The 13,259-nt window shown below is 52.7% G+C and carries 11 protein-coding genes; 10 read left to right on the top strand and 1 reads right to left on the bottom strand.

The annotated features are described in order from the left end of the window. From ABF463_RS11510 to rbr, 8 genes are all read left to right on the top strand, one after another. On the top strand, positions 1-469 hold a 469-nt coding region (locus ABF463_RS11510), incomplete at its 5' end, for a MarR family winged helix-turn-helix transcriptional regulator (protein WP_415533781.1). A 210-nt stretch (positions 470-679) separates the two neighbouring features. Further along, positions 680-1,879 carry a recombinase RecA gene (recA, locus tag ABF463_RS11505; RefSeq protein ID WP_415533780.1) on the top strand — a complete coding sequence of 400 codons (1,200 nt, stop codon included), beginning with the start codon at positions 680-682 and terminating at the stop codon, positions 1,877-1,879. A 5-nt stretch (positions 1,880-1,884) separates the two neighbouring features. Continuing rightward, a complete protein-coding gene (locus tag ABF463_RS11500; RefSeq protein ID WP_415533782.1) occupies positions 1,885-2,487 on the top strand; it encodes a regulatory protein RecX in 603 nt (200 codons plus the stop codon). Positions 2,488-2,597: 110 nt separating this feature from the next. Next, entirely contained in the window at positions 2,598-3,953 is a 1,356-nt protein-coding gene (gene rimO, locus ABF463_RS11495; RefSeq protein ID WP_415533779.1) for a 30S ribosomal protein S12 methylthiotransferase RimO, read from the top strand. After that, complete coding sequence (gene pgsA, locus ABF463_RS11490; RefSeq protein ID WP_415533778.1) at positions 3,950-4,489, top strand: CDP-diacylglycerol--glycerol-3-phosphate 3-phosphatidyltransferase; 540 nt, start codon at positions 3,950-3,952, stop codon at positions 4,487-4,489. The genes rimO and pgsA overlap by 4 nt, the downstream gene beginning before the upstream one ends. A gap of 94 nt (positions 4,490-4,583) precedes the next feature. Further along, positions 4,584-6,473, top strand: coding sequence for a molecular chaperone HtpG (gene htpG / locus ABF463_RS11485; protein WP_415533777.1), 1,890 nt, complete (start codon positions 4,584-4,586; stop codon positions 6,471-6,473). 255 nt (positions 6,474-6,728) lie between these two features. After that, the gene (locus ABF463_RS11480; protein WP_415533776.1) at positions 6,729-7,154 is read left to right on the top strand and encodes a Fur family transcriptional regulator; all 426 of its coding nucleotides are present in this window, start codon (positions 6,729-6,731) and stop codon (positions 7,152-7,154) included. Between the two features lie 76 nt (positions 7,155-7,230). Continuing rightward, positions 7,231-7,767, top strand: coding sequence for a rubrerythrin (gene rbr, locus ABF463_RS11475; protein ID WP_415533775.1), 537 nt, complete (start codon positions 7,231-7,233; stop codon positions 7,765-7,767). 281 nt (positions 7,768-8,048) lie between these two features. Here rbr and ABF463_RS11470 read toward each other — a convergent pair whose 3' ends face one another. After that, complete coding sequence (locus tag ABF463_RS11470) at positions 8,049-9,323, bottom strand: adenylosuccinate synthase (RefSeq protein ID WP_415533774.1); 1,275 nt, start codon at positions 9,321-9,323, stop codon at positions 8,049-8,051. A 651-nt stretch (positions 9,324-9,974) separates the two neighbouring features. On the opposite strand from ABF463_RS11470, the gene ABF463_RS11465 reads away from it, so the two are divergent. Together ABF463_RS11465 and ABF463_RS11460 are read left to right on the top strand one after the other, a co-directional pair. Then, positions 9,975-12,365 (top strand): endonuclease MutS2, encoded by a 2,391-nt coding sequence (locus ABF463_RS11465; RefSeq protein WP_415533773.1) that lies wholly within the window; start codon positions 9,975-9,977, stop codon positions 12,363-12,365. Positions 12,366-12,402: 37 nt separating this feature from the next. After that, positions 12,403-13,259, top strand: an 857-nt coding sequence (locus ABF463_RS11460; protein WP_415533772.1) for a histidine kinase N-terminal 7TM domain-containing protein, incomplete at its 3' end; no start/stop codon positions are given.

Genomic DNA, 13,259 nt, shown 5'->3' with positions numbered 1-13,259 from the left:
TGACAGAAGTGAGGAAATAATGGACAGTGAGCAATCTTTTGGCCGGTATATCTCAATGCTGTACCGGTTCAGGCGCAGTTTTATGGCCAGGCGGTTGGGTGATTTCGGACGCGTGGCAGGGCTATATGTCTTTTTGCTCACGCTGGAGCGGCATGACGGGCAGAATCAGGAACAGATTTCCACACGCCTGCGCATCGATAAAGCGACCACCTGTAAGGGCCTGCAAAAATTGGAGCGGCAGGGCTATATCCACCGCGAAGTAGACGCCCGCGACCACCGCGCCTATCAAGTCTATTTAGATGAAGCGGGGCGTGCGGCATTGCCCGCCATCCACAAGGCGCTGCGTGAGTGGGACGCATTGGTGACAGGGGAACTGTCAAAAGAGGAGGAACGGCTGATTGCAAGCCTGCTCAAGCAGCTGGCCGAACGGGCGGGCAACGCTATTTCCGACCTGCCGAAGCAGCCGTGATTCGCTCTGGGGTTCGGATGTATACACGTGAAAAAATACAGGCAGCCCCTGCTGCTTTTATTGCTTTTACTTTTAAAAAACAGTATAATGAAAAGAAGAAAACCCGTGCTTTTTGCGGGCGCGGTCCATTTGGACGACGGAACAGGTTGCATATAGTATAAGTGCGGACAGCCCGCAATGGCGGGGAACGGTACATCGGGAGGACGCGGGATGGAACAGAAAAAGCGTGCGGCAGTTGTCGCGCCTACCAACATAGAGGATAAACGCAAGGCGCTTGAGACGGCGCTGGCCAATATTGAAAAGCAGTTTGGAAAAGGTGCGGTGATGCGGCTGGGGCAGAATGTTGCAATGAATGTTGCGGCAATCTCTACCGGCTCCGTTTCGCTGGATATGGCACTGGGAATCGGCGGTGTGCCTCGCGGGCGCATTGTGGAAATCTATGGGCCGGAATCTTCCGGTAAGACGACAGTGGCGTTGCATATCATTGCGCAGGCACAAAAGGCGGGCGGCAGCGCGGCGTTCATCGATGCGGAACATGCGCTTGATCCGGTCTATGCCAAGGCACTTGGTGTGGATGTGGATGCATTGCTGGTCTCTCAACCGGACAACGGCGAGCAGGCGTTGGAGATCTCGGAAGCATTGGTGCGCAGTGGCGCCATTGACATACTGGTGGTCGATTCCGTGGCGGCCTTGGTACCCCGTGCAGAGATTGAAGGGGATATGGGCGACAGCCACGTCGGTTTGCAGGCGCGCTTGATGTCACAGGCGCTGCGCAAACTGGCAGGCGCACTTTCCAAGTTCAACTGCGTAGCGGTATTCATCAACCAGCTGCGTGAAAAAGTCGGCGTTGTATATGGCAACCCCGAGGTGACGACCGGCGGACGGGCGCTCAAATTCTATTCGTCCGTGCGGCTGGATGTGCGCAAAAAAGAAACCATTAAAAACGGCGACGAGGTGATCGGCGTGCGCACGAAGGTCAAAGTCGTGAAAAACAAGGTCGCACCGCCGTTCAAACTGGCGGAATTTGATATCATGTATGGTACCGGCATCTCACATGAAGGGGAAATTTTGGATCTGGCTGTGGAGATGGACATCATCCACAAGAGCGGCTCCTGGTTTTCCTATCAGGACAAACGGCTGGGGCAGGGGCGTGACAATGTGAAGAGGCTCCTTGAAGAGGACCCCGCGATGGCTGCGGAAATCGAGAAACTGGTGCGCGCGCATAAAGATGAACCGGAAGAACCTGTAAAGGGCAAAAAAGCGGGTACGAATCCAGTCAAGCCGCCTGTCAAGGAAGCGGCGGTCGAGGATGAGTTGGACGCGTTGCTGGATGTGGCGGATGAAGAGGTGCCCGCCTCTGCACGCGCGTCCAAAGCTGCCAGCATCGATGTGGAGGCAGATGACATTTGAGCACGGTGGTGACAGCCATCCGCTTACTGAAAAACGGGCGGTACGGCTTGTTTTCCGATGATAGGTTCTTGCTTTCTCTTAGTAGCGGCGCGTTGCTCGATGCAGGCGTTGTGCGGGGGGATACGCTTGAAGACGATGAACTGGCGGAACTGTGCGCACGTGCAAAAGCCGACAAGGCGCGAAACAAGGCACTGCGTCTGCTGGCGGGGCGCGACCACGCTAAAGCGGAACTGACACGCAAGATTGCCCGTACCGAGGGCGCGGAAGCCGCTGAGGCGGCCGCGGACGAGATGGAACGCACCGGGCTGATTGATGACCGCGCGTTTGCCGAGCGCTTTGCCAACGAGTTGTATGGCAGGCGGTTGTATGGAAGACGGCGTGCCGTGCTGGAACTTTGCCGGCGCGGCGTGGCGCGCACATTGGCCGAGGAGGTCTGCACGGCACTGGACGACGAGCCCCTCCGCCGCGCCACAGCTTTTTTAGAGAAAAAATATCCCCGTGCTTCTGCTGATGAGAAAGAGCAGCGGCGCGCGCTGGCGGCGCTTGATCGCGCAGGCTATGATTGGGACACGGCGCGTGAAGCGTTGCAATGGGATACGACCGCGTAACTTGCTGTGTTATGCGGTTCTGTTTTATGGGTTTACGTTATCACGATGAAAAGCACGTGCCGCAATAAGGGCTTGTTATAGGTGCGGCTTTGGCGCACCGGGAGGAACCGATGGAAAACACACCGATCAAAGTGGGGATGATCTCACTGGGATGTCCTAAAAATCAGGTGGATGCCGAAGAGATGCTTGCAAAGCTGGTGGGAGATGGGTTCACACTTACGCCGCACATGGATACGGCTGATGTGGTCATCATCAACACCTGCGGGTTTATTGAGGATGCCAAAAAGGAATCCATTGAGAATATATTGGAAATGGGCCAGCTTAAAAAAGAGGGTACCATTCGCGGCATTGTAGTCACCGGTTGTCTGTCCGAGCGGTATTTCAAGGAAATGCGGCAGGAATTTCCCGAGGTCAACTGCATTCTGCAAGTGGGGCGGGCGGGCGACATCGCCGATGCCGTGCGGGCTGCGAACAGCGGCGGTACGCTGGACCTGTCCGGGCGGCCGGAAAGCCTTGCGAACGGCGGCGCGCGCATCCTTACCACATTGCCGTTCTACAGCTACCTCAAGATTGCGGAGGGCTGCGACAACCACTGTACCTACTGCATCATCCCGCGTCTGCGCGGCAAATACCGCAGCCGCCCATTGGAGGAATTGGTGCGAGAGGCCGAACAGCTTGCAGCACAAGGCGTCCGTGAACTGACGCTGGTGGCACAGGATACAACCCGCTATGGCATGGATCTGTATGCAGGCAGGAAAATGCTGCCGGAATTGCTGCACCGCCTTTGCCGGATTGATGGGCTGCATTGGGTGCGTGTGCTATATTGTTATCCCGAAGCCATCACCGATGAGCTGATTGACACCATTGCATCCGAGGAAAAGGTGGTGCCGTATATCGACATGCCCATTCAGCATGTCAGCCCGCGTGTGGTACGCGCCATGAACCGCCGGATGTCCAAAGAAGAAATTCTCACGTTGGTAGGCAAATTGCGTGCGCGCATTCCGGACGTAACGCTGCGTACGACGCTGATTGTTGGCTTTCCGGGCGAGACTGAGGAAGAATTTTCCGAGTTGGCCGCGTTTGTGAAGGAAACGCGCTTCGACCGTCTCGGTGCGTTTGCCTATTCTCAAGAGGATGGCACACCCGCCGCGAATATGCCGAATCAAATCGATGAAGATGTCAAACAGCAGCGGCAAGAACGAATAGTGGAAGAGCAAATGCTGGTGGCTGACCAGGAGAACGAGCATCGCCTGGGCGATACCGTCGAGGTGTTGGTGGAAGGCTACGACCGTTATGCAGAGTGCCACTTTGGGCGCAGTGCGGCGGAAGCACCTGAAATCGACGGCAAAATCTTTATCCGTTCAAAGAAAAAATGTCGGCCTGGGGAATTTGTTTCCGTGCATATCGATGAGGTGTGCGGAGACGATTTGCTCGGCTGCGTGGAACAAGGAGAGATGCAGGCTTGAACACACCGAACAAGCTCACGGTTTTTCGCATGGTTTTGGTCCCGGTTTTCATGGCGTTCGCTTTGCTGCCGGCAGGCAACTGGCGGCTGCTGGTCGCGCTGGCAGTGTTCATTGTGGCTTCGGTGACCGACTTGATCGACGGCAAACTGGCGCGCAAATACAATCAGATTACCACATTTGGTAAGTTTATGGACCCGCTGGCCGACAAACTGTTGGTCTGTGCGGCGTTGGTCGTGTGTGTGCAGATCGGCTTGGCAAGCACGTGGGCGGTCGTGCTCATTATTGCGCGGGAGTTTCTGGTTACCTCGCTGCGCTTGCTTGCGGCCGGCAGCGGTGAGGTGATTGCGGCCAATATCTGGGGCAAAGTCAAAACAAACAGCCAGATGTATGCGATTATTCTTGCGCTGCTGATTGCCGGATTGGGCGGCCCCACCTGGATTGGTTATGTTCTCATATGGATCGCGGCGATTTTCACGGCGATTTCCGGTTTGCAGTATCTGTGGGCATACCGTGCGTATATCGATACCACAAAATAATATGTAGGAAATGGGCTTTATGCCTGTAAAAATAGGGTATGCTTGGACTTTGTTTGGGCTGACCCCGTATTTTTAATTTAGGAGGATTCTATTTATGCGCGAAGGAACCATACAAGTACATTCGGACAATATTCTGCCCATTATTAAAAAATGGCTTTATTCTGACAAGGATATTTTTCTGCGGGAACTGGTTTCCAACGGCTGCGATGCCATCCGCAAGCTGGAGCGGCTTGCGGGGATGGGCGAGGCGGAAAAAGGCGATGAAAAACCGTTTATCCATGTCTTTCTGGACAAGGACAACAAAACGCTGCGCGTGGTGGACAACGGCCTTGGCATGACCGAGGAAGAAGTGGAAAAATACATCACGCAGGTGGCATTTTCGGGCGCGGAGGAATTTGTAAAGAAATACAAAGATCAGCCCGGCGACGAGGGTGGCATCATCGGACATTTTGGTCTGGGATTTTATTCGGCGTTCATGGTGGCCGATACGGTGGAGATTGACACACTGAGCTACCAAAAGGACGCTAAACCGGTGCATTGGCAGTCTAAAGGCGAGTCGGCTTACGAAATCGGCGAAGGAACACGTGCGGAGCGCGGAACGACCATAACGCTGCACATCTCAGGCGAGGAAGCGGAATTTCTTGAGGAAGGACGCATCCGGGGAATGCTGCGCAAATACTGCCAGTTCATGCCGTATGAGATTTTTCTAAACCCCAAAGCACCGGAAGAAGCGCCGGAACCGAAAGAGGGCGAAGAGGCCGCAAAACCCGTAGAGCCTAAGCCGGTAAACGACACGCATCCCCTTTGGTTGAAGGCCCCGAAAGACTGCACCAAAGAGGAGTATGAGCAGTTCTACACCGAGCTGTTTATGGATTTCAAGCCGCCGTTGTTCTGGATTCATCTCAATGTGGATTACCCGTTTAACTTGAAAGGAATCCTGTATTTCCCCCAGCAGACGGATAAAGTGGAAGTCCAACCCGGTCAGGTGAAACTGTATAACAACCAGGTCTACATTGCTGACAACATTAAAGAAGTGGTTCCGGAATTTCTGCTTCTGCTCAAAGGCGTGATCGACTGCCCCGATCTGCCGCTGAATGTATCGCGCAGTTTTTTGCAGAACGATGGCGATGTGCAGAAGATTTCCAAACACATTACCAAAAAAGTGTCTGATAAACTGCATGATATCTTCAAGAACGAGCGGGAGGATTACGAGAAATACTGGGATGATATCGCACCATTCATCAAATTTGGCTGCATTCGTGACGAGAGCTTTTATGAGCGCGTAAAAGATATTATTTTGTTGAAATCCATCAACGGTGGGTATAAAGTGCTGTCGGATTTCCCGAAAGATGATGAAAATCAGATTTTTTACGCGTCCAATGTGGATCAGCAGGCACAGTATGTGCGTCTGTTTAAAGAACAGAACAAAGACGCGGCAGTCCTCTCGCATATGATTGACAGCCACTTCATCAGCTTTTTGGAATATAAAGAAAAAGAGATGAAATTTGTGCGCATTGACGCGGACATCAGTTATGCGCTCAAGAGCGTAGAAGCCAACAGCGCCGCTGATGCGGCGGCGGCAGCGTTTAAAGAACTGCTGGGCAAAGAAGAGGTCACGGTCAAAGCGGAGCGTCTTAAAAATACCGCGACTCCTGCGGTCATGCTGATTGATGAAAGCGCTCGCCGTTTTCAAGAGATGAGCCGGATGTATCAGGGTGCGCCTGTCGCCCCAGCGCCGCAGGGCACGTTGATTATCAATCTGGAAAATCCGGTCGTGCAGGCACTGCCCACACTGGAAAAAGACCGTGCGCAGCTCCTTGGCCAATATATCTTTGATCTGGCGCAGTTGGGCCACAAACCGCTTGCGGCAGAGGAAATGGCAGGTTTCATGGAGCGCAGTGCAAAGCTGTTGGCGATGGCAGCAGGAAAGGCAGATACTGCCGCTGATGAAGCATTGCCATCCAAACAGCCAGAGAAAGACTAAAAAGTTGCTGACAGTGACGTATATCCGTGTGGTTGTTTTGTGAATCAAAAAAGGCTATCCTGTTTGCTTGTGCAAGGAGGGGCTTTTTTGTATGTTTCTACAAGTATCGACGCGTTTTTACTGGGAGGCAAGCAATGAGGATTTTACGCGAATTCTGTAGGGCTTGACACATTTTTTCTTGACAAAAACCGTTCAGAGGTATACAATAAATTTGTAATCATTACAATAACAACACGTCACAGGAGGAGTTACAGGGTGGTTCATACACGGTCGACGGATTTGGCGTCCCAGTTGATTCGGCATGGGGTACGCCCGTCCACACAGCGGTTGCGGATTTTTGAATATTTGGCAGCATCCAAGGAACATCCGACAGCCGACAATGTGTTCCAGGCACTTTTACCTGAAATTCCGTCACTGTCGAAGACGACGGTCTATAATACGCTCAGCTTGCTGGTGAAAGAGCATTTGGCGCGCCAGCTTTCTATTGAGGACGGCGAAGCACGGTATGACGGTGATGTGTCGATGCACGGGCATTTTCGTTGTACCCATTGCGGCGCGGTCACCGATTTCCCCGTGGAAATGGGAGAGATGTCCATGCGGGGACTAGAGGGCTGTATCGTGCAGACCAAAGATGTGTTTTTTCAAGGCGTTTGCAGAAAATGCATTGAAAATTCCAAATAAATTCGTGTGAATGTTGTGACTGCGTACAATGGCAAGTAGCCTTTTACGCGGAAATCTAAAGAGGAGTGCTACATACATGAAAGATTTAAAGGGAACAAAAACAGAGCAGAATTTGCAGGCCGCTTTTGCGGGTGAATCCCAGGCACGCAACAAATATACCTATTTTTCCAAAGTTGCAGCCAAAGAAGGGTACGAACAAGTTGGCGCTATCTTTTTGGAGACTGCGGACAACGAACGTATGCATGCCAAACTCTGGTTTGAGTATCTGGGCGGTATCGGTGATACTGCGGCCAACTTGGAAGCTGCGGCGGCCGGTGAGCATTACGAGTGGACCGATATGTATAAGACGTTCGCCGAAGAAGCGAAAGCAGAAGGATTCGATGAGATCGCCGCAAAATTCTCGTTGGTAGCCAATATCGAAAAAACCCATGAAGCACGCTACAACAAGTTGCTTGAAAATCTCAAAGAGGGTAAGATCTTTTTGAAAGACGGCACGGTCATCTGGAAATGTCGCGTTTGCGGGCACATCCATGTTGGCAAAAGTGCGCCGGAGGTCTGCCCGGTATGTCGGCATCCCCAAGCTTTTTTTGAAGTCAAAGCAGAAAATTATTAAGCGTGTTACGACGGCAATTTGGCCGGCACAGGTTGCAGCTCTTATGCGGTAATAGAGAGCTGCGGTCTGTTGCGTATTATTGTATACAGCCGGGCGGCAAGCGTTGCATCCCGGTTTTGTAATGTAACGCCGTTTTGTATGGCGGAATAGCCCAAACGGTCGGTTGCAAACCATGTACGAGCAAAAGCCCCCCGAACATTACGTTCGGGGGGCTTTTGCTTAATGGCATATTGTGCGGAAATTTCAAACAAGAGCAAAGGAGAACTGAAACAGATAACCAATTATCTTTCTAGGTTCTGTGCGCGGTCAGGCCCGATGCCCACCATGGAAACGCGGCAGTCTACCAGTTTCTCAATGGCATAAACATAGTTTTTGGCATTTTCGGGGAGTTCGGCGAAAGACGCACAACTGCTCAGGTCTCCAGTAAAGCCCGGCAGTTCTGTGTAAACCGGCTCGCAGCCTTCCAGCTCTTCCAATGTGGCGGGAAAGTGTTCGGTTGTGCTGCCATCCGGCAGTTTGTACGCGGTGCAGACTTTTAAGGTGGGCAGATCGGCCAACGTGTCCAGTTTATTCAATGCCAGCGCGGTCAAACCGTTGATGCGCACCGCATGGCGGACGATTACGGCATCAAACCAGCCGGTGCGGCGTGGCCGTCCGGTGGTGGTGCCGAATTCATTGCCGCGGTTGCGGATGGTGTCGCCCGTTTCATCGGACAGCTCCGTCGGGAACGGACCTTTACCCACGCGGGTGGTATAGGCTTTCGCCACACCAATGATGTCTTGAAACAAGGTGGGGCCGACACCGGTACCGGTGCAGAATCCGCCCGCCGTCGGGTGGGAGGAGGTAACATATGGATAGGTGCCCAAGTCGATATCCAGCAACGCGCCCTGCGCCCCTTCAAACAATACGTTCTTGCCCGCTTTCACAGCCTCATAGGCCAGTACGGACACATCATCCACATATTTGGAAAGCCGCTTGCCATAGGAGGTGTATTCCTGAATGATGGCGTCTGCATCCAGTGCTTCGCCGTCATAGACCTGCGTAATAATCTTATTTTTCAGCGCGGCGACAGATGTTGCCTTTTCGGCAAAAACGGCTGGATGCACCAAATCATAGATGCGAATGCCGCAGCGTTCGGCTTTGTCCATGTAGCAAGGGCCGATGCCGCATTTGGTGGTGCCGATGTCGGATGCACCGCGTGCTTTTTCAGAAAGACCGTCAAGCGCGATATGCCAAGGCAGAATGACATGGGCACGCGGATCGATGCGGAGGTTGTCGCAGGAGATTCCGCGTTTTTCCAGCGCGTCGATTTCACCAAGCAGCACTTTAGGATCGACTACGACACCGCAGCCAATCAGGCACGGTGTGGTGCTGTAAAGGATGCCGGACGGGATGAGGTGCAATTTATAGACCTCTCCACCGCTTTTGACAGTGTGGCCGGCGTTGTTGCCGCCTTGCGAACGCACCACAACATCAGCGCGTGATGCGAGAATATCAATAATTTTCCCTTTTCCCTCGTCGCCCCACTGGGCGCCAACGACGACTTTAGAAGGCAAGATGAAGACCTCTTTCCTTTTATATAGTCCACGGGCAGCGAACTGCCTGCACAATCTTTTCATGCGGTTGCATGATAAATTACCAAACCGTATGTATTATACCAGATTGCAGCAGGATGTTCAATGTAAAACGTGGGTAAAACCAGGCGATTAGGTCGGATGGCGGCAAAAGCGGCACACGGGTGTGTGCATTTGGAAGGAGCATTATAAAAAGACAGCATAATTGTTGCATATTTTCCATCTGTTTTCTATACTGCGGGTCGAAATCCTCTCAAAAATATGATATACTACTAGTTGATTATACTTAAGTGAAGAGCGAAGGAATGTGCATGTGTTTACAGCAAGCCCGTCATAGACTGCAAAGAATTGAAGGTTTGCACATTTGCGATTTGGATTGCCGTCAGTAGGGTCAGATTACAAATAAGAGGATAACGTTTATGCCGACATTTGCTCCATCTCGCACATGCGGCTTTGCTTGAGAAAAAGAAGAAAACCTGTGTTTTTTAAGCAAGGCATGTATGTGCGATTTGCCAAACATTCCGATGTGTTGCAAGAAAAAATCAATATGGAAAAGACGGTGTTTTTCCATACCTGTGCAGTTTTTGTAACAAATGTCCAATATATTTTAGATTAGCCGCTTTGAGGATAATGATGGATTCTTTTGAACGTTCTTATATTGCTTTGGAATATAACCGGGTGCGTGAGCGGTTGGGGGACGCCTGTGTGTGCGCAGGCGCCGCACGCCGCGCACAAGCCCTGCTGCCGGCTGATACGTTGGAAGATGCGTGTGAGCAGCTTGCACAGACCGCAGACGCGATTCGCCTGAGTACACGGTTCGGGGACCCTCCGTTTTCGGGTGTGAAAGAGGTATCAGATGCGTTGCAGCGCGCGAAGATTGGTGCGTCGTTGCAAATGGGCGATCTGCTGCGTGTGGCCAAGGTGCTGTCCGCTATTCGTGCGTTGGTGCGGTACCGCGACGGTGCGGAGGGAGAAACCACTTGTCTGGACGAGTGGTTTGACGCGCTGGCACCCAATAAATATCTGGAAGAAAAGATCACGGCTGCCATTCTGCCCGAGGAGGAAATGGCAGATACTGCAAGCGGCGAACTGGCCGACATCCGCCGCAATATCCGTCGGGCAGGGCAGCGCGTGCGTGAACAACTTGATAAAATGGTACGTTCACAGCGATATGCAAAGTTTTTGCAAGAGTCCATCGTGACGCAGCGCGGGGGGCGATTTGTCATCCCTGTGCGGTCAGAATACCGTTCGGAAGTGCCGGGCTTGGTGCATGATACGTCCGCGTCCGGCGCCACATTGTTTATCGAGCCAATGGCCGTGGTAGAGGCGGACAATGAGCTGAAAGTTCTGTACGCCAAAGAGGAAAAAGAGGTTGAGCGCATTTTGGCGGCGCTTTCCGCCGAAGTGGCTCTGTTTGCGGATGTGATCGTGGGGGATATCCGTACTGCTGAAACACTGGATTTTATTTTTGCACGCGCCAGATTGGCATTTTCCATGAAAGCAGGGGTGCCAACTCTTACGGACGACGGTATTATTGATCTGCACCGTGCGCGCCATCCACTGCTCCCTCCTGAAAAAGCGGTGCCCATTGATATTCGTTTGGGAGAAACATTTGGCACGCTGGTTATCACGGGGCCGAACACAGGCGGGAAGACGGTTGCACTTAAAACATTGGGACTTGTTACGCTAATGGCGATGTCGGGACTTGCGGTACCGGTCGCAGATGATTCAAAGCTGTCGTTTTTTGAACAGGTGCTGGCCGATATCGGTGATGAACAGAGCATTGAACAGTCGCTGTCTACATTTTCCGCACATATGACCAACATTGTTGGTATCCTGCATACCTGTGGGCCGCACAGCCTGGTTTTGTTAGACGAACTGGGCTCTGGCACCGACCCGACGGAGGGTGCGGCGCTGGCGGTGGCAATTCTGGAGCATCTCAAGCTGCGGGGCGCAAAAGTGGCTGCAACCACACATTATGCGGAGTTAAAGATCTACGCGCTGGAAACACCCGGTGTGGAGAACGGATCGTGCGAATTTGATGTGGCAACCCTGCGTCCGACGTATCGGCTGCTTATCGGTGTGCCCGGCCGCTCCAATGCGTTTGCGATTTCGGCAAAGCTGGGACTGTATGAGAGTGTCATCATTCGGGCCAAGGCGCTGCTTTCCACGGAAGATACCCGTTTTGAACAGGTAGTGGAAGGCTTGGAAAAGAACCGGCTGGCGATGGAAGCCGCACGCGCCGAGGCAGAAGCGCTTCGCAGGCAGGCCGCACAGGACAGGGAGGCCGCCGCGCACCTGCGTGAACAACTGGAAAGTACGCGGGAAAAAGAACTGGAACGCGCGCGGACACAGGCGCAGACGATGGTGGGGCGCGCCCGTGCCGAGGCGCAGGCGCTGCTTGCCGACATCGACGAGCTGCGAAAGATGGAGGCTGCTGAAAAAGCGGATGCACTGCGCGAGCTGGCGAAAAGCACAGTGGGTGCAAGGTTGAAAGAACTGGAAAAGACAGCTGATCCTGTGCGTAGGAAACAGGCGCCGGTCTACCATCTGCCGCGCAAACTGCGCGCGGGTGACCGGGTGCTGATCAATGATATCGACCAGAAAGGCACCGTACTTTCACCCACCGATACTTCCGGCATGGTGGAGGTGCAGGCGGGCATCATTAAGACCCGCGTACCTGAAAACGATCTGCGCCTGCTTGAAAATGAGCGTGTGTCGGTACAGGCGCGTGCGAGCGGCGGCCGCGTCGCCCGCGCGCTCCGCGGTACGCACGCCGTTGCGCAGACGGAATTGGATCTGCGCGGGCAAACCGTGCAGGAGGCGTTGGAGGCAGTTGACAAGTTTATCGACGATGCCCGTCTTTCCGCGTTGGGTCAGGTCTCCATTATCCATGGCAAGGGTACCGGAGCACTGCGCAATGCTGTGCAGCAGCATCTAAAAGGAAACCGTTCGATTAAATCCTTCCGCCTCGGGCGGTACGGTGAAGGAGAGAACGGTGTCACCATTGTGGAGCTTTCTTGAATAGATTGATGAGATAAAAGCTGAGGAGTGTACGTGTGTGCCGATTTTACTGAAGCTGCTTTTGAATATACTTTCGCTTACCATGATCTTTGCAATCTCCGTGTTTGCGTGGAAGAATCGAGATAAGACCGGATGCCCGCAGTTGTTGCGGATGTGTCTCTTCCTGTTTCTCTGGAATGCATGCGCGTGGATGCAGTCGCTTCCCATTTTTACAGGGCAGGAAAAAATGATTTGGTTCCGTGTGATGCAGATCGGTCCATTTTACCTTGTGCCCACTTTTTTAAGTTATGCGCTGCATTATACCGGAACCTATCGCACGGTGACAAAATGGTTTCTTTTTGCCACTTATGCGGTGCACACTTTTGGCTTGTTTCTGGTATTCACCGATCCGTGGCTTCACGGGTACTGGATGCCTACAATCCATTGGGATATCGACCGGTTTGGCACATTGATTATGCAAACGACTGCATTAAACGATGGTATTACGTTGTTTGGTTTGCTGGTGTGCAGCTTTTCAAGCATATTATTGATGCTGTATTGTATCCATTCAAAAAACGGTATGCGCGGACAGGCGCGTTGCATCCTAATTGCTGCGATTATACTCGGCAGCTACTCGGGCGTTCGTAATATATTGATTTCCATGCAAAATGTGCTGCCGCCGATTGCGTTTTTGTTTTCTGTGCCAGCGCTGATTGTGCTGATCGGCGTTATCCGGTTTGACTTCATTTCCCTGATGCCCATTGCGTATCAGGAGGTGTTTGAGGCAATTGATGAAGGGGTCATTATTTTTTCTAAGGATGGGTGCGTGCTTAGTTTCAACCGTTCTGCCCGGGAACTCTTTGCACTGCATGAGGGCAAGGTGATGCAGAACAACCGCAAAGGACTGCATCAGTT

It is taken from the genome of Ethanoligenens sp. (assembly GCF_047718355.1).
Lineage (GTDB): Bacteria > Bacillota > Clostridia > Oscillospirales > Ethanoligenentaceae > Ethanoligenens.
This window is presented reverse-complemented; position numbering and strand designations above follow the sequence as displayed.